Source organism: Streptomyces sp. SCA2-17, assembly GCF_044336695.1.
The window spans coordinates 5,921,264-5,944,118 of record NZ_CP117521.1 but is presented as its reverse complement, the minus strand read 5'-3'; the positions used below and the strand labels follow the sequence as shown (position 1 = coordinate 5,944,118).

The following is a 22,855-nucleotide window of genomic DNA, read 5'->3' as shown; positions in this document are numbered from 1 at the left end:
CGACCGGTCCGGTGAGCCCGATGGTTCCGGCGAGCCCGATGGCCCCGGCCCGGTGAGTCCGGTGGCCGGTCACGTCCTCGGCGTCGACTCCGGCGGCTCGGGGGTCCGCGTGGCCCTGCGCGCGGTCCCGGGCAGCGGCCCGGACCTGACCTGGACCTCCTCCGTCCCGGTCGCCGTCGGCGAGCAGGGCATCGACGCCCGGGGCTTGCTCGGCCAGGTGCTGCCCGCGGCCCGGAGCCTGCTGGCGCGGGCCGGGGCGCAGCACTGCGAGGCCGCATGCGTGGGCGCCGCCGGCATGGCCACGCTCGGTGCCGGTCTGCGCGCCGTCCTGCCCTCCGCCCTGCGCGAGGCCCTCGGCGTGCGCAAGCTCGCCCTGGCCACGGATGCCGTCACCGCGTACGCCGGTGCCCTGGGGCAGCGGCCGGGAGCCGTCGTCGCCGCGGGCACCGGGCTGATCGCGGTGGGCACGGACCTGACCGCGGAGGGCGGCTGGCGGCGCGCCGACGGCTGGGGGCACCTGCTGGGCGACTGCGGGAGCGGCGCCTGGATCGGCCGCGCCGGGCTGGAGGCGGCGATGCGGGCGTACGACGGGCGGGCCGACGGTTCGCAGGCCCTGCTGGAGCGCCTGCAGACGGTCTTCGGCCCGCCCCCGGAGCTGCCCGCCGTCCTGTATCCGCGGACGGACCGGCCCGCGATCCTCGCCTCGTTCGCCCCGGAGGTGGCCCGGTGCGCCCTGGAAGACCCGGTGGCGGCCGGCATCCTGCGCCGGGCGGCCCGGCACATCGCCGAGGCGGCCGCGGCCGTCTGCCCGCCGCTTCCCCTGCCCGGCCGGGATGCGCCGCCGGCGGCGACCAGCCGGCAGGCAGGTCTGGCGGATCCGGCCAACGAGGTGTACCGGGACGCGCGCGGGGCCGGCGAGGCGTACGAGGTGGCCGTGACCGGCGGCCTCCTCCGTATGGGTACTCCGTTACTGACACCCTTGCACGAGGAGTTGCAATTGCAACTTCCCCATGTGCGTCAGGTCGCCGCCGCGGGCGAGCCTCTGGACGGCGCGTTGCGCGCGGCCGAAGCCCTGCTGACGGACAGTCTGCTACTGCCGGCCGACCCGCCGATGCTCCGCGTCGTTTGCTGAACGCTTCCAGCCACTCCCGTACGCTTCTGCGATGAGCGTATTTTTGGGCGAATAAATCCGGACAGACGCCACCGGGGCGCCCCCACCCGAACGGCCCAGTCCTCCGAACGACTAACATGCGGCGCCATGAGCTCCCCCACAGGGCCTGCACCTGGCCTGCCTGTACGAATGCCGCGACCCCGTCAGCCCGGACGGCACCGGCGGCCGGAGCCGGCGGCCGCCCCCGTCGGCGCGCCGCCGCTGGTGCTCGCCGTTCCGGGGCTCCCCGACACGGCGACGCGCCTCCTCGCCGAAGAGGTGCTCAGCATCGCGCGCTCCGAGCTTCCGGGCCTCGACGCCCGCATCGGCTACGTGGACGCCGACGGGAGCACCGAGGGCTACCCCTCCCTGGAGTCCGTCCTCGCCTACGCCGCCGCGCAGCGTGCCGCTCGCGCGAGCGAAGCCCGCGAAGCCGGCGCCGAGGACGGCGCCGCCGACGCCTGGGACCAGTGGCCCTCGGCCATCGTGGTGCCGCTCCTGGCCGGCCCGGACAACGCCCTCCTGCGCCGCATCCGCCAGTCCGTCATGAGCAGCGGTTCCGCCGCCGAGCTCACCGACGCGCTCGGCCCGCACCCGCTGCTCGCCGAGGCCCTGCACGTCCGCCTGTCGGAGGCCGGCCTGGCCCGCGCCGACCGCGCGCGACTGTTCACAGTTGCAACGGCGGCGGACGGGATCATCCTGGCGACGGTCGGCGGCGAAGAGGCCGTGCAGGCCGCCGGGATCAGCGGCATGCTGCTCTCCGCCCGCCTCGCCGTGCCGGTCCTCGCGGCCGCTCTCGACATCGACGGCGACATCGCGCGCGCGGCCGACCAGCTGCGCGGCTCCGGCTCGCTGAACCTGGCGCTCGCCCCGGGCCTCATCGGCCCGGAGATCGCCGAGGGCCTCGCGGACGCCGCCGCCAAGGAGGCGGACTGCGCGGCGGCCGCGCCGCTCGGCGCCTACCCGGCGATCGGCAAGCTCGTCCTGGCCAAGTACGCGGAGGTGCTGGGCATATCCGTGCAGCCGGCCCTGGGTCCGGCGCGCTGACCGTCCTCGCCGAACCGACTGCACTCCCGTACGGGTCCTGCGCCCAGACCGTGCCGTGACTGTCTGACCGCCCGACCCGTCCGTCTCCCGAAGAGGGGCTCCCGCACTGCGGAGAGCCCCTCTCGGCGTTTCCGGGGCCCGCGGCGGGGGGCGTCCGGGCGGGGCCTCCGGGCCCGGCTCCTGTGCTCGGCTCCGGGGCTCGGCTCCCGGCCTCAGCTGAAGATCACGCAGGATGCCGCCGGCACGGCGACCGCGCCGGCGAAGGCCGGTATGCCGGTGTCCGCGTCCACGGCGAACCACGCGACGTCGCCCGACCGCTCGTTCGCGGCGTAAAGGTAGTGGCCCGAGGGGTGCAGGGACAGATCCCGCGGCCACACGCCTCCGCAGCCGACGACGTCGCGGAGCCCGGCGACGTCCCCCGACCCGTCCAGGGCGAGGACCGAGATGCTGTCGTGGCCCCGGTTGGCCACCCAGAGGAACCGCCCGTCGGCGGAGACCACGGGCTCGGACGGGTATGTCGGAACGCCCTCGCCCGGCGGCAGGACGCGCGTCTCGCCGAGGGGCTCCAGCAGGCCCTCCGCGCTGCTCCAGCGGCAGACGGTGACGCTCGGCGCCAGCTCGTTCAGCACGTAGACGCGGTCGGCCCGGGGAGCGAACGCCAGGTGCCGCGGGCCCGTGCCGGACCGCAGCGGGGTCTCACCGTGCAGGCGCGGCAGGCCCGTCACCGGATCGAGGGCGTACGCCCACACCGAGTCCGTGCCGAGGTCGGCGGCGAGGAGCATGCGGCCCGAGGGGTCGGGCAGGACGGCGTGGGCGTGCGGGCCCTTCTGCCGGTCCGCGACCGGGCCGCTGCCCCGGTGGGCCAGCACCGCGGCGGGGAAGCCGAGCCCGCCGCCCCTGCGGACGGGGAGGGCGCTGACGCTGCCCGAGCCGTAGTTGGCGGTGAACACGTGGGTGCCGGTGACGGCCAGATGGGTGGGTGCGTCGCCCCGCACGGGCACCGGCTCGCCGAGCGGCTCGGGCCGTACGGGATCGGCGAGGGAGAAGGCCGCGACGGAGCCCTCGTCGGTCTCGCTCACCGCGTAGAGCACGTCGGCGCCGGGCGAGAGCGCGAGGAAGGAGGGGTTCGCCACGGCGTCCGTGGAACCCAGAAGCTTCAGCTCACCCGTGCCGGGGTCGGCCTCGGCGACCGTGATGCCCTGCCCTCCGGCCGCCGTGTACGACCCGATGTACGCGAGCCGTCCGCGCTGCCCGGCCCGTCCGCCGTCCACCGTCATGCCGCCCTCCCCGCCCGAAGACTGTGATCCCGACGCTACACGGAGCCACTGACATCCCGGACGTCAGGCCTCCGCGAACACTCCGCGGGGTCCGCTGCGCAGCGGCTCGGCCAGCGAGGACAACGAGGCCTCGAGGTCGCGCAGATGGGTGAGCGCGGCCTCGGCGCCGGGGTGGTGGTGCGGCGCCGCACCGGGCAGCACGGCCGCCGGCCGGGTCTCCCCGCCGGGTGCGACGAGGCCGAGCAGCGCCGTCTCGACACGCTGGCAGGCGGCCGTGAGCCGGGCATCGTGCGAGGCGTCGGGGTCCGCGGCGACGGCCGCCAGGCCGCGCGCCTGCCGGGCGCAGTCGTCGAGGTGGAGCATGACCTGCCGTGCGCGCTCCTTGCGGGCGCGCAGCGGGCTGAGCGGGTGCAGCAGCGGGGCCAGGGAGACGCGGACCTTGCCGAGGAGGAGTTCGAGCTCGGCGACGTGCAGTGCGGGGTCCGCGGAGGCGTCGCCGGCCAGCTGCCGCGCGGACTCCGCCGTGCAGTGGCGCACGGCGGACAGGGCGCGCCGGATCCAGGCGTCCGTGGCGGCGTGGGTGGTGACCGGCAGGACGAGCGCGACCGCGATGGCGGCGCCGGCCGCGCCGACGAGGGTCTGCTCGAAGCGCAAGGCGAGCAGGCCGGGGTGGAGGACGCCCAGCAGCCCGTAGAGCAGGCCGGCCATGACGGTCACGAAGAACATCATCCAGCTGTACGAGGGGGCCGCGGTGTAGAAGATCCCGAAGACGCAGGCGGCGACGAGGACGGCGGTGGGCCCGGGCGCGCCGTGCAGCGGTACGGCCACGAGGAGGCCGACCGCGATGCCGGCCAGCGTGCCGATGACGCGGCGGAACCCGCGGACGAGGGTCTCCCCGCGCGAGGCGGTGTTGACGAAGATCCACCAGGCGGTGCCCACGGCCCAGTACCAGCGCTCGTCGGAGACCAGCTGGCCGACACCGAGCGCGAGGGCGCAGGCGAAGGTGTTCTGGAAGGCCAGCCGGGTGGTGTGGCGGGCGAGGCCGCGCCCGGCGAGCGGGGCCGGGGCGGGGGGCGGCGGGGTGCGGCGCTCGATGCACCACAGCCCGAAGCGCACCAGGCCGCAGGCCGCGAGGGCCATGAGCACGGCCGCGTACAGGTGCGGGAGCTGGGCGGGCACGGCGTGCAGGAACTGCGTGGCGAAGAACATCATGAAGCCGAAGATCCCGAGCGCCTGTCCGCGCGGTCCCCAGCGCCGGGCGTAGACCCCGCAGAACACGACGGCGAGGAACGCCGCGTCGCGCAGCAGGGGCGTGCCGTGCAGGGCCGCCGCCAGGGCGAGCACGGGGAACCCGACGGCGGGCAGCAGGGCCGTGGTGACCACCTGGCGGCCCGGCGTCGCGTCGCCGACGGTGAACATCGCGAGCAGTGCCGCGAGGCCGCCCGCGATGGAGGCCGGCAGCGGCAGGCCGGACAGCTCCACGACGGTGACCGCGAAGCTCACGCCGATGACGGCGCGGACGGCGGTCCGCAGCCGGAGCCGGCCCGGATCCGGAGCCACGAAGATCCTCTTCAGTGCTGCCGCCCCTTCTCCCCGAGTGGGTACGCGCGCACGCACGCGTACGGATGGTTTTCGGATGTACCGATGACTGTCGGATGCCCTTCGGCATGACAAAGGCGCTGCGGGGGTCCGGTCCGGCTCCGTCGCCGCCCGGCGCAGCCCATCGCAACGCCATCGATGGGTAGAGGAAAACATCCGTGGCCCCAGTGGCTCAACAGCAGGCGTGATGACTGGGCCATTGGTACAGTTACCGGCCGGAAACTCCGACCACGAGGAGGCCGTTGGCCCATGGCCGTGGACGCACTGGACGCGAAGATCCTCAGACTGCTGCTGGAACAGCCCCGGACGAGCGTGCGCGAGTACGCGCGCGTGCTGGGCATCGCCCGCGGCACGCTGCAGGCCCGGCTGGACCGGCTGGAACGCGAGGGCGTGATCACCGGTTCGGGGCCGCGGCTGTCGCCCGCCGCCCTGGGCCACCCCGTGCTGGCCTTCGTGCACATCGAAGTCACCCAGGGACATCTGGACACGGTCGCCGAGGCGCTGGCGGAGGTCCCGGAGATCATGGAGGCCTTCTCGATCACCGGGGGCGGCGATCTGATGGCCCGGGTGGTCGCGCGGGACGCGGCGCACCTGGAGGACGTGATCCAGGTGCTGGTGCAGACGCCGGGGGTGGTGCGCACCCGTACGGAGATGGTGCTGCGCGAGCGCGTGCCCTACCGGGTGCTGCCCCTGGTGGACTCCGTGGGGCGCGGGGCGCAGCGGAGCGGGTGAGGGCGGCAGGGCGAGGGTGACGGTGGGGCGGGCGGGTGAGGGGCCGCCGGGCCGTCTGCAGCATGCTGGTCCGCATGAGCTTTCCGCGCCATTCCCGGAATCCGGCGGTCATTTTCGATCTCGACGGAACGCTAGTGGACAGCGAACCGAATTATTACGAAGCGGGCCGCCGGGTGCTGGAGCAATACGGCGTGCCCGGCTTCAGCTGGGAGCAGCACACCCGGTTCATCGGGACAGGCACCCGGGAGACGCTGGAGATCCTCCGCCGCGAGTGCGGCATCGAGGCACCGGTCGACGAGCTCCTCGCCGCCGAGAACCGCGCCTATCTGGAGCTGGCAGGCGCGCACACTGAGGTGTTCCCGGAGATGCGCCGGTTCGTGGAGCTGCTCCACGGGGCGGGCGTGCCGCTCGCCGTGGCGTCGGGCTCCTCGCGAGCGGCGATCGAGGCGGTGCTGGCCCGTACGGGGCTCGGCGGCGTGCTGGCCACGCTGGTCTCCGCCGAGGAGGTCGGGCACGGCAAGCCCGAGCCGGACGTGTTCCTGGAGGCCGCACGGCGGCTCGGGGCGGCCCCGGGCGACTGCGTGGTGGTCGAGGACGCCCCGCCGGGCGCGGAGGCGGCCCGCCGGGCGGGGATGGGGTGCGTGGCGGTGCCCTACGTGCCGGGGACCGCCGGCGACCCCGCCTTCGCGTCGGCGGGGCTGCTCTTCCCGGGCGGCCAGAAGGAATTCGACGCCGGGCGGGCCTACGCGTGGGTGACCGGGGGAAACTGAGGCGCCCCCAGATTCTCGCCGTCGAAGAACTGATGCGATTATCGGCTCGCTCGGCATTGCGGGCGAGGCGAATCGCCCGGCTCAACACGCGAGGATCAGAGGCATACATGGAGCGTTCCGTAAGACCGGTCCGCCGCTGGGGCGCGGCCGCGGTCGCATCGGCCGCAGCGGTCGCCGTCGCCCTCCCGGCGACGACCGCCGAGGCCGCGAGCGGCCCGTCGGTCGGCGCGAAGGGCGCGTTCCTGCTCGACAGCGGCAAGAACAGCGGGCTGTGGGGCAAGGACGCCGACACCAGGCGGCAGATGGCCAGCACCACCAAGGTGATGACGGCGGTGACCGTACTGGACACCAAGGGCGTGGACCTCGACAAGAAGGTCACCATCAAGCAGTCGTACCGCGACTACGTGGCCCGCCAGGGCGCGAGCACGGCCGATCTGCGCACGGGCGACAAGATGACCGTACGGCAGCTGCTGTACGGCCTGATGCTGCCGTCGGGCTGCGACGCCGCGTACGCGCTCGCGGACACCTTCGGCAGCGGGGGCACCGAGGCGGCGCGGACGGCGTCGTTCATCACCAAGATGAACAAGAAGGCCGCCGACCTGGGTCTGAAGAACACCAAGTACGACTCCTTCGACGGCATATCCCGGGCGGGGAACAACTACACGACCCCGCGCGACTCGGCGCAGCTGGCCCGGCACGCGCTGGGCAACAGCACGTTCCGGACGGTCGTCAAGACTCCGTCGACCCGGCAGAAGGCGGCGAACATCAACCGCACCTACTACTGGGACAACACCAACAAGCTGCTCGGGTCGTACAAGGGCGCCATCGGCATCAAGACCGGCACCGGCACGGCGGCCGGCGCCTGCCTGGTCTTCGCCGCCGAGCGCAACGGCCGCACGGTGGTCGGCGTCCTGCTCAACGACGGCGCCAACCGCTACCCGGACGCCGTCAAGATGCTGGACTGGGCCTACCAGACCAAGACCAGCGTGAAGCTCCGCCAGCTGCCGGAGTCGGCGCAGAAGGACTGACGGCCCCGGCTCCGGCGAGCCCTTGGCGGGGCCCCGGCGGCTCAGCCGAGGAAGGTCAGCCGCACCTGGCGGTCCGGGTTGTCCTTGTTGGTGTCGACCAGGCACACCGACTGCCAGGTGCCCAGCTCCAGCCGGCCGCCGATGACCGGGAGGGTCGCGTGCGGGGGCACGAGGGCGGGCAGCACGTGGTCGCGCCCGTGGCCGCGGCTGCCGTGCCGGTGGCGCCAGCGGTCGTCCGCCGGGAGCAGGTCGTGGAGGGCGGACAGCAGGTCCTCGTCGCTGCCGGAGCCGGTCTCCAGGACGGCCACGCCGGCCGTGGCGTGCGGGACGAAGATGTTGAGCAGTCCGTCGCGGCCGGCTGCCGCCTCACGCAGGAACGCCTCGCAGTCGTGCGTGAGGTCGTACACCGTCTCCGCGGAACCGGTGGCGATGTCGAGGACGTGAGTGCGGAAAGAGCCGTGGGAACCGTGGGAGCCATAGGTGTCTGCCATGGCTCCATTTTCGTACGCGGGAAGAGATCTCCCCTCCCCAGGGTTGGTAGAACCATGAACAATCCTGGGGTGCGTGAGACCGAGGTCGTGGTGATCGGCGCCGGGCAGGCCGGGCTGTCGAGCGCCTACCACCTGCGCCGTGCGGGGTACGAGCCGGACCGGGACTTCGTCGTCCTGGACCACTCCCCGCGGCCGGGTGGCGCCTGGCAGTTCCGCTGGCCGACGCTCACCTACGGCAAGGTGCACGGCATGCACGCCCTGCCGGGCATGGAGCTGACCGGTGCGGACGCCTCCCGGCCGTCGTCGGCCGTGATCGGCGGCTACTTCGCCGACTACGAGCGCGCCTTCGGCCTGCGCGTGCACCGGCCGGTCGACGTGCGGGCGGTGCGCGACGCTCAGGAGGGCCGAGATGAGCGGAACGGACGGCTCACCGTCGAGTCCTCCGAGGGCGTGTGGTCGGCACGGGCCCTGATCAACGCGACCGGCACCTGGGGCCGCCCGTTCTGGCCCCGCTACCCGGGCCAGTCGGCATTCCGCGGCCGTCAGCTGCACACGGCGCACTACCCCGGCCCCGAGGCGTTCGCCGGGCAGCACGTGGTGGTGGTCGGCGGCGGCACCTCCGCGGTGCAGCACCTGCTGGAGATCGCCGAGGTGGCCGCCGGGACGACCTGGGTGACGCGCCGGCCGCCGGTCTTCCGTGAGGGTCCCTTCAACGAGGAGTGGGGACGCGCCGCGGTCGCCCGCGTCGAGGAGCGGGTACGCCAAGGACTGCCGCCGCAGAGCGTCGTCTCGGTGACCGGGCTGCCGATGACGGAGGCCATGGAGCGGGCGCGGGCGGCCGGCGTCCTGGTCCCGCGGCCCGTGTTCGACCGCGTGACTCCCACCGGCGTGGCGTGGGCCGACGGAAGCACCGTCGACGCCGACGTCATCCTCTGGGCCACCGGCTTCCGGGCCGCGGTGGACCACCTCGCCCCGCTGAAGCTGCGCGAGCCCGGCGGCGGGATCCGCCTGGAGGGCACCCGCGCGGCACGCGACCCCCGCGTCCACCTCGTCGGCTACGGGCCGTCGGCGAGCACCATCGGGGCCAACCGGGCGGGCCGTGCGGCCGTACGGGAGATCCGCGCGCTGCTCGGTTCTTCACAGCCGCTGGTCCCTGCGGCAGTATGAGGCCTCCGGATGATCACCGCGGGAACGCCGGTGACGGGATCCGCTGAGCGGTGAAGCCCGCCGCCCGGCGAGCGAGGAGGGGTCATGCGCGTGGCGCTGTTCGTGACCTGTGTCAACGACACGCTCTACCCGCACACCGGCCGGGCGGTCGTCACCCTCCTCGAACGGCTCGGCGTCCACGTGGACTTCCCCGCGGAGCAGAGCTGCTGCGGCCAGCCCCTGTTCAACTCCGGCTACCGGCACCGCACCGAACCCCTCCTGCGCCGTTACGCCACCGCCTTCCGCGACCACGACTACATCGTCACTCCTTCGGGGTCCTGCGCGGCCATGGTCCGCGACAACTACCCGCGGATCGCCACCAAGGCCGCCGCCGAGGGCCGGGACGCCGCGGTTCCCGGGGCCGTCACCGAAGCGGCGGCCAGGACCTACGAGCTCACGGAGTTCCTGGTCGACGTCCTCGGAGTGACCGACGTGGGCGCCTACTATCCGCACACCGTCACCTATCACCCCACCTGTCACGGGCTGCGGGTCCTCGGCCTCGGTGACCGGCCGCGCCGGCTCCTGGAGCACGTCGAGGGCCTGGAGCTGCGGGAGCTGCCGGGAGCGGAGGAGTGCTGCGGCTTCGGCGGCACCTTCGCCCTCAAGAACCCGGCCGTCTCCGCTGCCATGGGCGCCGACAAGGCCCGCGCCGTCACCGCGACCGGAGCCCGCGCCGTGTGCACGGTCGACAACTCCTGCCTCATGCACCTCGGCGGAATCCTCGCCCGGGAGGGCTCGCCGGTCCGCCCCGTGCACATCGCCGAGATCCTGGCCGGGACCAAGGACGCCCCGGCGCCCCTGGTGCCCGCACCTGGCACGGCCCGCACGGGAGGCGCACGGTGACCGGCACCTACCTGGGGATGCCCTCCTTCCCCCGAGCCGCCGAGACCTCGACGCGTGACGTCCGGCTCCGCGCCAACCTCCGCCGCGCCACCAGCACCATCCGCGCCAAGCGCGACCGGGCCGTCGCGGAACTGGACGACTGGGCCCGCCTGCGGGCCGCCGGAGCCGCGGTCAAGGACCGCACCCTGCGCCACCTCGACCACTACCTCGTCCAGCTCGAGGAGTCCGTGACCCGCGCGGGCGGCACGGTCCACTGGGCGGCCGACGCCGCCGAGGCCAACCGGATCGTCACCGGTCTGGTTCTGGCCACCGGCGAACGCGAGGTGGTCAAGGTCAAGTCGATGGCCACCCAGGAGACCGGTCTCAACGGCGCCCTCGCCGCGGCCGGCATCCGGGCGTACGAGACCGACCTCGCCGAGCTCATCGTGCAGCTCGGCGGCGACCTGCCCTCGCACATCCTGGTACCAGCCATCCACCGCAACCGGTCGGAGATCCGCGACATCTTCCGCAGCCGTATGGCGGACTGGGGCCTCCCGGCTCCGCAGGGGCTGACCGACAGCCCCGCCGATCTCGCCGAGGCCGCGCGACTGCACCTGCGCGAGAAGTTCCTGCGGGCGAAGGTGGCCGTTTCCGGGGCCAACTTCGCGGTGGCGGAGACCGGCACGCTCGTCGTGGTCGAGTCCGAGGGAAACGGCCGTATGTGCCTCACCCTCCCGGAGACCCTGATCTCGGTGGTCGGCATCGAGAAGGTCGTGCCCACCTGGCAGGACCTGGAGATCTTCCTCCAGCTGCTGCCGCGCTCGTCGACGGCGGAGCGCATGAATCCGTACACCTCGATGTGGACGGGCACCGCCGACGGCGACGGCCCCCGGGACTTCCACCTGGTCCTCCTCGACAACGGCCGCACCGACACCCTCGCCGACACGATCGGACGCCGGGCCTTGCGCTGCATCCGCTGCTCGGCCTGCCTGAACGTCTGCCCCGTGTACGAGCGGGCGGGGGGCCATGCGTACGGCTCGCCGTACCCGGGACCCATCGGGGCCGTCCTCACGCCCCAGCTCCGCGGCCTGGCCTCGCCCCTAGAGGAGTCGCTCCCGTTCGCCTCCTCCCTGTGCGGCGCCTGTTTCGAGGCGTGCCCGGTGGCCATCGACATCCCCGAGATCCTGGTCCATCTGCGGGAGAGGGTCGCGGAGGGCGGCCCGGTGACGATCCGCGGCACCCGCACCGTCATCAGGCCCGCGAAGCGGCACAGCACCGAGCGCGCCGTGATGCGGGCCGCGAGCTGGGCGTTCGACCACCCCCGCGCGCTGCGCCGGGGCCAGCGGCTGCTGGCCCGCACCCGCGGCCTGCACCCCCGCCGGCTCCCCGGACCGGGCCGCGCCTGGTCGGACAGCCGGGACCTGCCGGACGTGCCGCCCGAGTCGTTCCGCGACTGGTGGGACCGCACCCGTGGTGGCACCGGCCGGGCAGGAGGCACCTCTTGAGCGGCGATTCCAGCAGGGAACGGATCCTCGGACGGGTGCGGCGGGCGCTGCGCGACGTGCCGGCGTCGGAGCAGCCGGCCGATCACCCCGTGGCACGCGACTACGCGGAGAAACACGGCGAGCGCCCGCACACCGCGACCGTCGGCCTCCTCGCGGAGAACCTGGCGGACTACCGCGCCCTCGTCCACCGCACGGACGCGCCGGGGCTTCCCGCGCTCCTCACCCGTCTGCTCCTCGAACGCGGCGCCCGCCGGGTGGCTGTGCCGGCAGGACTTCCGGCCGGCTGGCTCGCCGGGGCGCCCGTCGAACTCCTCGTCGACGCCCCGGCGCTGACGGCTCATGAGCTCGATGCCGCCGACAGTGTCGTGACCGGCTGTGCGCTGGCGATCGCCGAGACCGGGACGGTCGTGCTCGACGCGGGACCGGACCAGGGAAGCCGCCGTCTCACGCTCGTGCCGGACCACCACATCTGTGTGGTGCGGACCGGCGACCAAGTGGTGGACTCTGTCCCGCAAGCCGTCCGGCGGCTGTCCCCGGCACGGCCCCTGACCTGGATCTCGGGCCCGTCGGCGACGAGCGACATCGAGCTGGAGCGCGTCGAGGGCGTACACGGGCCGCGCATCCTGGAAGTGGTCCTCGTGACGGGCGAACCGCGCGAGCTGTGAGCTGTTGTCCATGGGCGCGACACTAGGCCCGAAGCGATCGCCGATGCGCCGGACTGTCCACAACCCCGGTCATATGAACTGTCCGGCGGGAGGAGCCGAGTTGAAGCTGCCCCTGCACGACATCACAGTCGTCGCCCTCGAACAGGCCGTGGCCGCCCCGTTCGCCACCCGCCAGCTCGCCGACCTCGGCGCGCGCGTGATCAAGGTCGAGAGGCCGGGGCGCGGGGACTTCGCCCGCGACTACGACCGCGGGACCAAGGGGCTCTCCGCCTATTTCGTCTGGGTCAACCGCGGGAAGGAGAGCGTCGCCCTCGACCTCAAGGCCGACGAGGACCGCACCCTGCTCGACCGTCTCCTCGCCCGCGCCGACGTGTTCGTCCAGAACCTGGCCCCCGGAGCGGCAGGACGGCTGGGCTTCGGCAGCGACGTACTGCGCGCCCGCCACCCCCACCTGATCACCTGCGACCTCTCGGGATACGGCGCGGAGGGCCCGTACCGCGACAAGAAGGCCTACGACCTGCTGGTGCAGTGCGAGACCGGGCTGGTCTCGCTCACCGGGGACGCCGGCGCCCCCGCCCGCCCCGGCATCTCCATAGCCGACATCGCGGGCGGCATGTACACCTACACGGGCATCCTCACCGCCCTCTACGAGCGCGAGCGCACCGGAGAGGGCACGGCCCTGTCCGTCTCGCTCTTCGACGCGCTCGCGGAGTGGATGGGGCAGCCGTACTTCGCGGAGGCCTACGGCGGTGCTCCGCTCACCCGCAGCGGGGCCCGCCACCCGTCCATCTCCCCGTACGGGCACTACCGCTGCGGCGACGGCGGGCAGGTGTTCCTGAGCGTGCAGAACGACCGGGAGTGGTCGGCCTTGTGCGAGCGGGTGCTGCGGCGGCCCGGCCTGGTCCGCGACCCCCGCTTCGCGGACAACCCGCTGCGCCGGGCCCACGACGACGAACTCACCGCCGTCATCGAAGAACACTTCGCCCCGCACACGGCGGACGGGGTGGCCGCCCTGCTCGACGGGGCGGGGATCGCGAACGCCCGGCTGCGGACGGTGGCCGAGTTCACCGCGCATCCGCAGCTCGCGGCGCGCGACCGCTGGCGCGATTTCGGCTCCCCCGCCGGTCCGCTGCGCGGGCTGCTCCCGCCCGTCGAGGTGAGGGGCCGGGAGGCGGCGATGCGGGCGGTGCCGGCGCTGGGGGAACACACGGACGCCGTCCGCGCCGAGTTCGCCGCACCGGGCGGCGCTGCAGCCGCGGCCTCCGAGGCCGGGGAGGAACGGAAGCCGGCGGGCTAGGCGGCCCGGTCGAGCGGGCGCTTCGCGGTCTCCGGGAGGATCACGTAGACGCACGCGGAGACGAGGCAGAGCCCGGCCACGTACCAGGGGAAGGCCCCCGGGTGGCCCGAGTCCTTGAACCAGGTGCCGAGGTAGGGGGCGGTGCCTCCGAACAGTGCCACGGTGAGCGAATAGGGAAAGCCGATCCCCGCGGCCCGTACCCGCGCGGGGAAGACCTCGGCGTTCACGGCCGCGGCGATCGAGGTGTACCCCGTGAGCAGCACCATGCCCGCGCACTGCACGAGCAGCAGCGACGTGAGAGAGCCGCCGATCGCGTGCAGCAGAGGGACGGCAAGGGCGGCGAACCCCACTGCGAAGCCGATCAGCAGGGGCTTGCGGCCCACGCGGTCCGACAGCAGTCCGCCGAGGGGTTGCAGCGCGGCGAAGAAGGCCAGCGAGATCGTGCCGGCCGTGAGCGCGTCGCCCTTGCTGATGCCGGCGTTCATCTGGGCGTAGGTCGGCAGGTAGGTGGTCCAGGTGTAGTAGGCCAGCGTGCCGCCGGCGGTGATGCCGCAGATCAGCAGGGACTGGCGGGGGTGGCGGCGCAGCGCTTCGAGGACGGCCGGGCGTTCGGACGCCTTGCCGGGTATGCCGTGCGTCTCCTGCGCGCCCTGCCGGATCCAGAATCCGGCCAGGCTGATGAGCGCGCCGACGAGGAACGGCACGCGCCAGCCCCAGTCCCCCATCTGTCCTTCGGTGAGGAGGTGGGCGAGCAGGGCGGCCGTGCCCGAGGCGAGGAGCTGGCCGGCGGTGGTGGACACGTACTGGAAACTGGAGAACAGCCCTCTGCGGCCCGGGCCCGCGGATTCGACCAGGAACGTCGTGGAGGCGGCGAACTCCCCTCCGACCGAGAGCCCCTGGATCAGCCGGGCGACCACGAGGACCACGGGGGCGAGGACGCCCGCGGCGGCGTAGGTGGGGGTGAGGGCGAGGAGCAGGCTCCCGGCGCCCATCAGCAGGATGGTGACCGTGAGAGCCGCCCGCCTGCCGCGCCGGTCGGCGACCGCGCCCATGAGCAGGCCGCCGACCGGGCGCATGAAGAAGCCGACCGCGAAGACGGCGAATGTGGAGAGCAGCGGCACGAGGGAGTCGCCGGAGCCCTTGGGGAAGATCTGGTCGGCGAAGTAGACCGCCAGGAAGGAGTAGGCGTACCAGTCGTACCACTCCGCGGCGTTGCCGACGGACGCCGCGGCGAGCTGGCGGACAGAGGAGCGGGGCCGGGGTGGGGGTGGGGAGGCGGGCCTGGATGGTTCAGGGGCCGGCCCGCCGCGGGTGGCCATGCCGCCGTCGGCGGGTCCGGACAGTGGCTCGGATTGCGTCATGATCCTTTGGATCCCCCCGGCGACGGCTCCGCACACCCGTACGAACTCCGTTCATGGAGCCTTCACAGAACAGCCGCCATGGACCGGCCTTCACACGTCGGCCGTCACGCGCCCCGCGTCCCGGCGCACGAGGGCCGCGTAGTGCCCGTCCCGTGTGAGGAGCTCCTCGTGGGTGCCGCGCTCGGTGACCTGCCCGCCATCGAGGACGACGATCTCGTCGGCGTTGCGGACGGTCGAGAGGCGGTGCGCGATGGTGATCGTCGTCCGGCCGGCGGAGAGGGCGTCGATGGCCTGCTGGACGGCGTGTTCGGTGCGGGTGTCCAGGGCGCTGGTCGCCTCGTCGAGGATGAGGACGGGAGGGTCGCGCAGGATCGTACGGGCGATGGCCAGGCGCTGTTTCTCGCCGCCCGAGAAGCGGTACCCCCGCTCGCCGACGAGCGTGTCGTACCCGTCGGGGAGGGCGTCGATGTGGTCGTGGATCTGTGCGGCGCGGGCCGCCGATCTGATCTCTTCGTCCGTCGCGTCGGGCTTGGCGAAGCGGAGGTTGTCCGCGATGGAGGCGTGGAAGAGGTAGGTCTCCTGGGAGACCACTCCGACCGCCCTGGCCAGGGTGTCGAAGTCGAGGTCGCGGACGTCGACGCCGTCGATCAGGACGCGGCCGCCGGTGACGTCGTAGAGCCGCGGGACGAGATAGCTGAGGGTGCTCTTGCCGGAGCCCGTCGGCCCGACGACGGCGAGGCTGCCGCCGGCCGGCACGGTCAGGTCGATCCCGCTCAGCGTGGGGGCCGAGGGCTCGCGGGAGCCCGGCGCGTCGTAAGCGAAGGTGACGTCCTCGAAGCGCACGTCGCCCCGCACCTCTCGCAGCCGGACCGGCTTCTCCGGCTCGGCGATGTCCACCGGCAGGTCGAGGTATTCGAAGATGCGCTGGAAGAGCGCCATGGAGGTCTGCATCTGCACGCCCGTGGACAGCAGGCTGACGGCGGGCCGGAACATGCCCTGCTGAAGGGAGACGAAGGCCACCAGGGTGCCGGTGGAGATGCCCGGCCCGCCTGTCCCCATGGCGATGCCCGCGGCCCAGTAGATGACCGCGGGCATGGCGGCCATGACGACGCCGATGGTCGACATGCGCCAGCGCCCGGCCATGTTCGCCCGCACTTCGAGGCCGACGAGGCGTTCGGACTCCTTGGTGAAGGACCGGGTCAGGGAGTCGGCGCGGCCCATCGTGCGGCCGAGCAGGATGCCGCTGACGGAGAGCGATTCGGTGACCATCGCGGCCATGACCGCCATCTGCTTCTGCCGCTGAGAGGTGATCTTCTTGCGCTCGCGGCCGACGCGGCGGCTGATCGCGACGAACACCGGCAGGAGGAGCAGCGAGACGAGGGTCAGCCGCCAGTCGAGGGCCAGCATCGCGACCACCGTGGCGACGACGCTGGTGAGGTTGGAGACGAGCGAGGTGGCCGTGGAGGTGACGGTGGCCTGCATGCCGCCGATGTCATTGGCGATGCGGGACTGCACCTCGCCGGTGCGGGTCCGGGTGAAGAACGCCAGCGGCATGCGCTGGAGGCGGTCGTAGACGGCGGCGCGCAGGTCGTGCATGACGCGCTGGCCGACCGTCGTGGAGAGCAGGGTCTGCAGGACGCCGAAGACGCTGTTGACGACCGCGGCGACGATCATGCCGAGCGCAAGGAGGGACAGCAGTCCCGTACGCCCCTGGGGGATCGCGGTGTCGAGGATCTCGCGCAGCATGAACGGCGAGGCGACGGAGACGAGCGAGGAGGCGGCGACGAGGAGGCCGACGAGGGCGAGCCGGCCGCGGTAGGGGCGGAAGAGCCGCAGGATGCGCCGCACCTGGGCGGGCTGCTCGGGGTCGGCGGGCGGTGGGGTCCATTGCTGTTCGTCGTGGTGCATGGGCTCCTGGATTTCGGAGACGACAGTGCCGGTTGCCGAGCATAGCTCACTGTTACCTAAGCTCACAATGCACATGGTCCTGGTAACCTTGCGATCATGACCGCCCCCGACCCCTCCGGACAGCTCGCCGAGCAGTTGCTGCGGCTCACCCGCAGGCTCCACCGGGCCCAGAAGCGCTATCTGGACCCGGTGGGGATCACGCCCGCCCAGTCCCGGCTGCTGCGCACGGTCGCGCACTGCGACCACCCGCCCCGGATGGCGGACCTGGCCCAGCGCCTGGAGGTCGTGCCACGGGCGGTCACCACCCTCGTCGACGCCCTGGAGACAGGCGGCTCGGTACGCCGGGTGCCCGACCCGTCCAACCGCCGGGTCATCCGGATCGAGCTGACCGACGAGGGCCGCAGGATCCTGCGGCAGCTCAGGGAGGCCCGGCGCACGGCCGTGGAGGACGTCCTGGCGCCCCTCTCCGCCGCGCAGCGCGATCAGCTGGGAAGCCTCCTGGACGAGCTGATGGCGGGCCCGGGCCCCTCCCACTGATGCCCGCGCCGGGCGGGTGCGGCGCCCCCGAAGCGCCTCGCGCCCGCCCGGCGCAGGACCACTCGGACGCCTGGACGGTCAGCAGGAGCGGCTGTCCTCCGTCAGTTCGCCCTGGGCGGTGGCCAGAGTCCGGTCGTAGCAGCTGCCCGGCCCGAGGAGGCGGTAGCGCTCGCGCGAGACGCCGGTCGCGTGCCGCTGCTCGCGGGGGACGTTCTGGTTGTACGCGGCGTCACCCGTATAGGTGTCGTCGAGCCGCGACCAGCCGATCCTCTTCCCGGCGCGGAGCGTCACGCTGTCGGAGCGGTCTCCCATGGTCATCACGGTGCGCAACCGGTCGCCGGAGCCGATGGTGATCTCGCCGTCCATGCTGTAGGCGCGGTGGGCACGGGTCGTGACGGCGGGCCCCCGGCCGGTCACGGTGACGTCCTCGTCGTCCGTCCAGCGGGCCCGGAGCCCGTCCTTCGACTCGCCGTCGGTCCAGCGGTGGGTGGAGGAGGCGGCGACGTTGCGGGTCACCGTGGTCGCCACCCTGCCGTGCGAGGTGTCGACGTATCCGGCGACGGTCAGGGAGTGCCCGCCGTCGGCCTTCAGGGTGTGCTCGGTGCCGGGCTCGTAGGCGACCGTGTTCGCGGGCGCTCCGGTCCTGTGCGCGGTGAGGGCGCCGGTGACCCGGTCGGCTTTTGCGTCCTGCCACACCAGGACGTTGGTGGGGGTGCTCCAGCCGCTCTGTCCCTCGGGCACCCCGGCCACCGCGACCGTGATCCGGTGCGGCTTGCCGTCGTTGAGCTGCCCGGCGAACGGCGTCAGGTCGTACTCCAGGGGCCGCACGTCGAAGGCGCGCGGCCCGGGGACGACGTACCAGAGGAACGGGTTGGACCAGCCGCCCGTCCATACCGTGGGGAAGGGCGCGGCAATGCCGGCGAGCTTGCCGTCCACGGACACCTGGACCTCGCGGTACGGGCCGTCCTTGGCCTTGCAGGAGTACGGTGCGGCGTCCGGCACGGTCAGGTACCAGAACTCCTCGCAGCCGCCGCCCGAGCCCGTCGCGTACACCTCCGCGACGATCCTCTCGCTGTTGCGCGGCGTGGTGAGCATGCCTTCGTAGGACGTACCGGCGTTGTGCCCACTGTCGAGAGTGAGGACTTTGTCGGGCGTCTGTGCCGGCCCGGTCCGTCCCTCGGCGGCGTAGAAGGTCAGGGTCGCCTTGACCTTGATGACACCGGTGTAGGTCTCGTTCACCAGGTTGCCGATGAGCATCTCTACGGGCTGCTGGTCCCGGAACGTGGCGGAGTAGCGGGTGACGTCCTTTTCCACATGCCAGGTGATGCCTTCGGGTGAGGGCTCCGGGGTGGAGGTGCGCAGCACTTCCACCCCTCCGACCTGGAGGTAGCCGAGGCGGTCGTACTGCCGTCCGGCGACCGCTCCGTCGAGCCGCAGGACGACCTTGTTCCAGCGGTCGCCGCAGCCCTTGGGGGGCAGGTACGTGCTCTTGTAGGGCGTGTAGTCACGGAATTCGGTGTCGGCGAGCGTCGCCGTGCAGGACTTGGTGTCCGGTACGGCGACGGGCGGGCCGGCGGTGACCGGGTCGTGCCAGTCCGTGCCGAACTCGGTCGGCGGGCCGGCGGCCAGGGCGGGGCTCACGCTCAGCGCCAGGCCGGCGGCCGCGGCGCACACTGCGAGGAACAGTCGTCTCATGGGGCAGGAGTGAAGCGCCTCGCACAGCAGTGCGCCAGGGCCCCTTTTGGCCTGACTCGGCGTCAGTGTGTGAAAACCAGTTGAATGCGGCACTCCAGTGGCGCGAACCTTTCACAACTCCTGCCGGCCCGCCCACCCCCTGGGATGTCATGCAGATTCGCGACCTTCCGTACGCCGATCCCGGCCGGCCCGACACGAGGTCGGGGCCGCGCCTCCTGCTCTGGCTCGGGCGGAACCAACTGGCGGGCCAGGCCAAGGCCCTGGTGTGGGGCGTGGTGCACATGGCCGCCGTGGCCGCGCTGCCGGTGGCCCTCGGCATCGCCGTGCAGGCGGTGGTCGACCGCTCGGGCACCCGGCTGACCGTGGCGGGCGGGCTGATGGTGCTGCTGGGCGTGCTCATAGCGCTGGGCGACACGATGCTGCACCGCACGGCGATCACGAACTGGATCACTGCTGCCGCCCGGTTGCAGCAGCTTCTGGCTCGTAAGACGGCCGAGTTGGGAGCCACCCTGACCCGCCAGGTCGCCGCCGGGGAAGTCGTGGCGGTGTCGACGGCCGACGTCGAGAGGATCGGCTGGTTCGTGGAGGCCCTCTCGCGCTTCGGCTCCGCGCTGTTCACCACGCTCGCCGTGTGCGTGGCCCTCGTGATCTACCAGCCCGCCCTGGGCGCGCTGATCGCGCTGGCGGTGCCGGCGCTGGTCCTGGGCGTGCTCCCCTTGCTGCCGCCGGCGACGAAGCGGGCCGACGAGCAGCGCGAGAAGGCGGGTTACGCCACGGAGCTGGCCTCCGACACCGTGGCCGGACTGCGCGTGCTGCGCGGCATCGGCGGCGAGGAGCTGTTCCTGGACCGCTACCGGCGCGCCTCCCAGGAGGTGCGGCGCGCAGCCGTGCGCAGCGCTCGGATGTGGGCCCTGATCGCGGCCGTCCAGGTGCTGCTGCCGGGGCTGCTGCTGATCGCGGTGGTCGGGTACGGGGCCGGGCTGGTGGAGGACGGCAAGGTCGGCATCGGCGAACTGGTCGCCGTCTACAGCGTGGTCACGTTCCTCCTCTTCCCTCTGCGGGTGTTCGAAGAGATCGCCATGGCGTACTCCTTCTCCCGTCCCTCGGCGGCGCGCGCGGCCCGCGTGCTGTCCTTGGCCCGCACGGCCGGCCCGGCCGGTGCAGCCCCGGGTGAAGGGTCCGCGGTCGCGCCGGCCGGGGAGCTGTACGACCCGGGGAGCGGGCTGTCGGCCCCGGCGGGGCTGCTGACCGCCGTGGTGTGCGGTGACCCGGACGTGGCGGGCCGGCTGGCCGACCGGCTGGGCGGGCATGCCTCGGCCGGCTCCGAGGGGGCGCCGTCGGCACTGCTCGGCGGCGTCGCACTGGACGAGCTGCCGTTGGAGGCGGCCCGTACCGCGGTCCTCGTCCAGGACAAGGACCCGGTGCTGCTGTCGGGGACGCTCGCCGAACTGCTGGACGTGCCCGCCTCGGGTGCCGTGGCGACCGAGGACGCGCTGGCCGCGGCGCAGTGCGGCGACGTGCTGACCGCCCTGGCGCAGGCCTCTCCGGATGCCTCAGGCGACCCGATGCGGGCCCGGATCACCGAGCGGGGCCGCTCGCTGTCGGGAGGGCAGCGGCAGCGGCTGGCACTGGCCCGGTCGCTGGTGACCGACCCGCAGGTGCTGGTGCTCGACGAGCCCACGTCGGCGGTCGACTCGCACACGGAGGCGCGGATCGCCGACGGGCTGCGAGCCCTGCGGCAGGGCCGTACGACGGTGGTGTTCTCCTCCAGCCCGCTGCTGCTCGACCGGGCGGACCGCGTGGTGTTCGTGCAGGAGGGCCGGACCGTGGGGGTGGGGACGCACCGCGGGCTGCTGCACGACGACCCGGCGTACCGCGCCGTGGTCACCCGGGAGACGGACGCCGTGACGGCGCCGGCCCGGCCGAGGGACGCGGAGCTCTCCGGGCTCGGCGGGAGCGAACAGATCGAGGAGTCGGCATGATCGGTGTGGCACCCCCTGCCCACGACCCCGCGGCGCCGGAGTCGGCGGCCACGCTCCCGGTCGCCGGGCCCGCGACCGTAGGAGCCTATGTGCGCGAGCTGTTCCGCAGACACCGGAGGGCGTTCATGCTGCTGGTGACGGTGAACGCCGTCGCCGTGACCGCTTCCATGACCGGCCCCTACCTGCTGGGCGGGATGGTCGAGAACCTGTCGGCCGGGGCGGCGGAGGTCCATCTGGGGCGCACGCTCTCGCTGTTCGCCGTCGCTCTGGCCGTGCAGGCCGTGTTCGTCCACATGGTGCGGCTACGGGGGTCGATGCTCGGCGAGGAGATCCTGGCGGACCTGCGCGAGGACTTCCTGGTGCGGTCGGTGGGGCTGCCGCCGGGCGTCCTGGAACGGGCCGGCACCGGTGACCTGCTGTCGCGGATCACGACCGACATCGACCGGCTGGCGAACGCCATGCGCGAGGCCGTGCCCCAGCTGGCGATCGGCTTCGTCTGGGCGGCGCTGCTGCTGGGAGCGCTGGCGGTGACGGCGCCGCCGCTCGCGCTGTGCGTGCTGGTCGCCGTGCCGGTGCTCGTCATCGGCTGCCGCTGGTACTTCCGCCGGGCGCCGGGCGCCTACCGTTCGGAGGCCGCGGGGTACGCCGCCGTGGCGGCGTCGCTCACCGAGACCGTCGACGCCGGGCGGACCGTCGAGGCGCACCGGCTGGGCGAGCGCCGCGTGGCGCTGTCCGACCGGCGGGTCGCCGAGTGGACCCAGTGGGAGCGGTACACGCTGTGGCTGCGGTCGGTCCTCTTCCCGGTGATCAATGCGACCCACTCGCTGGTCTTCGGCTCCGTGCTGATCATCGGCGGTGTCTTCGTGCTGCGGGGCTGGGTGTCGGTGGGGCAGCTCACGACGGGCGCGCTGTTCGCACAGATGCTCGTCGAGCCCGTCGGCCTGATCCTGCGCTGGTACGACGAGCTCCAGATCGCGCAGGTGTCGCTCGCCCGGCTGGTGGGGGTGCGCGAGATCGGGACGGACGGCGCGGACGACGGCACGGACCCGAAGGGCCGGGAGGTCCGGGCCGACGAGGTGCGATTCGGCTATGTGGCGGGCAACGACGTCCTGCACGGCGTCTCCCTGAATGTCCGGCCGGGGAGCCGGGTGGCGCTGGTCGGGCCGTCCGGCGCGGGGAAGTCGACGCTGGGCCGGCTGCTGGCTGGTGTCTACGCGCCGCGCTCGGGCGCGGTGACGCTCGGCGGTGCGGAGCTCGCGCGGATGCCCGCGGAGCGGGTGCGCCGCCACGTGGCCCTGGTCAACCAGGAGCACCACGTCTTCGTGGGGTCGCTGCGCGACAACCTGCTCCTCGCCCGGACGGACGCCGACGACGGCGAGCTGTGGGCCGCCCTCGGCGCGGTGGACGCCGACGGCTGGGCGCGGGCGCTCGCGGACGGCCTGGACACGGCGGTGGGTTCGGGCGGGCTCGCGCTCACCCCGGCCCGGGCCCAGCAGGTCGCCCTGGCGCGGCTCGTGCTCGCCGATCCGCACACGCTGGTGCTGGACGAGGCGACTTCGCTGCTGGACCCGCGTGCGGCCCGGCACCTGGAGCGTTCGCTGGCGACGGTCCTGGAGGGCCGTACGGTGGTGGCCATCGCGCACCGGCTGCACACCGCCCATGACGCGGACGTGATCGCGGTGGCGGAGGACGGCCGGATCACCGAGCTGGGCAGCCACGACGAGCTGGTCGCGGCGGGCGGTGCGTACGCAGCCCTGTGGCGCTCCTGGCACCGGTAGCCGCC

General features: G+C 73.3%; 19 protein-coding genes. 13 read left to right on the top strand and 6 right to left on the bottom strand.

The genetic code is table 11. The annotated features are described in order from the left end of the window. Positions 1-52 precede the first annotated feature (52 nt). Together PS271_RS26595 and PS271_RS26590 are read left to right on the top strand one after the other, a co-directional pair. The gene (locus tag PS271_RS26595; RefSeq protein ID WP_398385273.1) at positions 53-1,132 is read left to right on the top strand and encodes a BadF/BadG/BcrA/BcrD ATPase family protein; all 1,080 of its coding nucleotides are present in this window, start codon (positions 53-55) and stop codon (positions 1,130-1,132) included. Between the two features lie 126 nt (positions 1,133-1,258). Continuing rightward, positions 1,259-2,197 carry a hypothetical protein gene (locus tag PS271_RS26590; RefSeq protein ID WP_398385271.1) on the top strand — a complete coding sequence of 313 codons (939 nt, stop codon included), beginning with the start codon at positions 1,259-1,261 and terminating at the stop codon, positions 2,195-2,197. 212 nt (positions 2,198-2,409) lie between these two features. On the opposite strand, the gene PS271_RS26585 is transcribed toward PS271_RS26590, so the two are convergent. Then, entirely contained in the window at positions 2,410-3,474 is a 1,065-nt protein-coding gene (locus PS271_RS26585; protein WP_398385269.1) for a lactonase family protein, read from the bottom strand. 63 nt (positions 3,475-3,537) lie between these two features. Next, complete coding sequence (locus PS271_RS26580) at positions 3,538-5,040, bottom strand: FUSC family protein (protein WP_398387074.1); 1,503 nt, start codon at positions 5,038-5,040, stop codon at positions 3,538-3,540. A gap of 282 nt (positions 5,041-5,322) precedes the next feature. Here PS271_RS26580 and PS271_RS26575 point away from each other — a divergent pair, with 282 nt between their 5' ends. The 3 genes from PS271_RS26575 (at position 5,323) to PS271_RS26565 (ending at position 7,603) form a co-directional block, all read left to right on the top strand. Further along, positions 5,323-5,805: an Lrp/AsnC family transcriptional regulator gene (locus PS271_RS26575; RefSeq protein ID WP_398385267.1), complete on the top strand. Its 483-nt coding sequence runs from the start codon at positions 5,323-5,325 to the stop codon at positions 5,803-5,805. A 62-nt stretch (positions 5,806-5,867) separates the two neighbouring features. Beyond that, the gene (locus tag PS271_RS26570; protein WP_398385265.1) at positions 5,868-6,575 is read left to right on the top strand and encodes an HAD family hydrolase; all 708 of its coding nucleotides are present in this window, start codon (positions 5,868-5,870) and stop codon (positions 6,573-6,575) included. A gap of 107 nt (positions 6,576-6,682) precedes the next feature. Further along, positions 6,683-7,603 carry a D-alanyl-D-alanine carboxypeptidase family protein gene (locus PS271_RS26565; protein ID WP_398385263.1) on the top strand — a complete coding sequence of 307 codons (921 nt, stop codon included), beginning with the start codon at positions 6,683-6,685 and terminating at the stop codon, positions 7,601-7,603. A gap of 41 nt (positions 7,604-7,644) precedes the next feature. Here the strand turns inward: PS271_RS26565 and PS271_RS26560 are convergent, their stop codons facing one another. Then, on the bottom strand, positions 7,645-8,094 hold the full coding sequence (locus PS271_RS26560; RefSeq protein WP_398385261.1) for a secondary thiamine-phosphate synthase enzyme YjbQ: 450 nt from the start codon (positions 8,092-8,094) through the stop codon (positions 7,645-7,647). 54 nt (positions 8,095-8,148) lie between these two features. Here PS271_RS26560 and PS271_RS26555 point away from each other — a divergent pair, with 54 nt between their 5' ends. From PS271_RS26555 to PS271_RS26535, 5 genes are all read left to right on the top strand, one after another. Beyond that, entirely contained in the window at positions 8,149-9,261 is a 1,113-nt protein-coding gene (locus tag PS271_RS26555; protein ID WP_398385259.1) for an NAD(P)-binding domain-containing protein, read from the top strand. Positions 9,262-9,345: 84 nt separating this feature from the next. Next, positions 9,346-10,143 (top strand): (Fe-S)-binding protein, encoded by a 798-nt coding sequence (locus tag PS271_RS26550; protein WP_398385256.1) that lies wholly within the window; start codon positions 9,346-9,348, stop codon positions 10,141-10,143. Continuing rightward, the gene (locus tag PS271_RS26545; protein WP_398385255.1) at positions 10,140-11,627 is read left to right on the top strand and encodes a lactate utilization protein B; all 1,488 of its coding nucleotides are present in this window, start codon (positions 10,140-10,142) and stop codon (positions 11,625-11,627) included. The genes PS271_RS26550 and PS271_RS26545 overlap by 4 nt, the downstream gene beginning before the upstream one ends. Continuing rightward, positions 11,624-12,292 carry a LutC/YkgG family protein gene (locus PS271_RS26540; protein ID WP_398385254.1) on the top strand — a complete coding sequence of 223 codons (669 nt, stop codon included), beginning with the start codon at positions 11,624-11,626 and terminating at the stop codon, positions 12,290-12,292. Before PS271_RS26545 ends, PS271_RS26540 begins: the two co-directional genes overlap by 4 nt. 100 nt (positions 12,293-12,392) lie before the next feature. After that, positions 12,393-13,589: a CaiB/BaiF CoA transferase family protein gene (locus PS271_RS26535; protein WP_398385252.1), complete on the top strand. Its 1,197-nt coding sequence runs from the start codon at positions 12,393-12,395 to the stop codon at positions 13,587-13,589. Here the strand turns inward: PS271_RS26535 and PS271_RS26530 are convergent. Together PS271_RS26530 and PS271_RS26525 are read right to left on the bottom strand one after the other, a co-directional pair. Further along, entirely contained in the window at positions 13,586-14,908 is a 1,323-nt protein-coding gene (locus PS271_RS26530; RefSeq protein ID WP_398387072.1) for an MFS transporter, read from the bottom strand. The genes PS271_RS26535 and PS271_RS26530 overlap by 4 nt on opposite strands. Positions 14,909-15,040: 132 nt before the next feature. Next, positions 15,041-16,858 (bottom strand): ABC transporter ATP-binding protein, encoded by a 1,818-nt coding sequence (locus PS271_RS26525; RefSeq protein WP_398385250.1) that lies wholly within the window; start codon positions 16,856-16,858, stop codon positions 15,041-15,043. Between the two features lie 96 nt (positions 16,859-16,954). Between PS271_RS26525 and PS271_RS26520 the strand changes: the two genes are divergently transcribed. Further along, positions 16,955-17,395, top strand: coding sequence for a MarR family winged helix-turn-helix transcriptional regulator (locus tag PS271_RS26520; protein ID WP_398385248.1), 441 nt, complete (start codon positions 16,955-16,957; stop codon positions 17,393-17,395). 78 nt (positions 17,396-17,473) lie between these two features. Here PS271_RS26520 and PS271_RS26515 read toward each other — a convergent pair whose 3' ends face one another. Continuing rightward, positions 17,474-19,090 (bottom strand): peptide-N4-asparagine amidase, encoded by a 1,617-nt coding sequence (locus PS271_RS26515; RefSeq protein WP_398385247.1) that lies wholly within the window; start codon positions 19,088-19,090, stop codon positions 17,474-17,476. Positions 19,091-19,239: 149 nt separating this feature from the next. Here PS271_RS26515 and PS271_RS26510 point away from each other — a divergent pair, with 149 nt between their 5' ends. Next, positions 19,240-21,072 carry an ABC transporter transmembrane domain-containing protein gene (locus PS271_RS26510; RefSeq protein ID WP_398385245.1) on the top strand — a complete coding sequence of 611 codons (1,833 nt, stop codon included), beginning with the start codon at positions 19,240-19,242 and terminating at the stop codon, positions 21,070-21,072. Further along, positions 21,069-22,850 (top strand): ABC transporter ATP-binding protein, encoded by a 1,782-nt coding sequence (locus PS271_RS26505; RefSeq protein ID WP_398385244.1) that lies wholly within the window; start codon positions 21,069-21,071, stop codon positions 22,848-22,850. The genes PS271_RS26510 and PS271_RS26505 overlap by 4 nt, the downstream gene beginning before the upstream one ends. The last annotated feature ends 5 nt before the right edge of the window (positions 22,851-22,855 follow it).

Coding starts and splice junctions, on each gene's coding strand:
- PS271_RS26590 (WP_398385271.1), top strand. CDS start 1,259: ATGAGCTCCCCCACAGGGCCTGCACCTGGCCTGCCTGTACGAATGCCG.
- PS271_RS26585 (WP_398385269.1), bottom strand. CDS start 3,474: ATGACGGTGGACGGCGGACGGGCCGGGCAGCGCGGACGGCTCGCGTAC.
- PS271_RS26575 (WP_398385267.1), top strand. CDS start 5,323: ATGGCCGTGGACGCACTGGACGCGAAGATCCTCAGACTGCTGCTGGAA.
- PS271_RS26570 (WP_398385265.1), top strand. CDS start 5,868: ATGCTGGTCCGCATGAGCTTTCCGCGCCATTCCCGGAATCCGGCGGTC.
- PS271_RS26565 (WP_398385263.1), top strand. CDS start 6,683: ATGGAGCGTTCCGTAAGACCGGTCCGCCGCTGGGGCGCGGCCGCGGTC.
- PS271_RS26560 (WP_398385261.1), bottom strand. CDS start 8,094: ATGGCAGACACCTATGGCTCCCACGGTTCCCACGGCTCTTTCCGCACT.
- PS271_RS26555 (WP_398385259.1), top strand. CDS start 8,149: ATGAACAATCCTGGGGTGCGTGAGACCGAGGTCGTGGTGATCGGCGCC.
- PS271_RS26550 (WP_398385256.1), top strand. CDS start 9,346: ATGCGCGTGGCGCTGTTCGTGACCTGTGTCAACGACACGCTCTACCCG.
- PS271_RS26530 (WP_398387072.1), bottom strand. CDS start 14,908: ATGGCCACCCGCGGCGGGCCGGCCCCTGAACCATCCAGGCCCGCCTCC.
- PS271_RS26525 (WP_398385250.1), bottom strand. CDS start 16,858: ATGCACCACGACGAACAGCAATGGACCCCACCGCCCGCCGACCCCGAG.
- PS271_RS26520 (WP_398385248.1), top strand. CDS start 16,955: ATGACCGCCCCCGACCCCTCCGGACAGCTCGCCGAGCAGTTGCTGCGG.
- PS271_RS26515 (WP_398385247.1), bottom strand. CDS start 19,090: ATGAGACGACTGTTCCTCGCAGTGTGCGCCGCGGCCGCCGGCCTGGCG.
- PS271_RS26510 (WP_398385245.1), top strand. CDS start 19,240: ATGCAGATTCGCGACCTTCCGTACGCCGATCCCGGCCGGCCCGACACG.
- PS271_RS26505 (WP_398385244.1), top strand. CDS start 21,069: ATGATCGGTGTGGCACCCCCTGCCCACGACCCCGCGGCGCCGGAGTCG.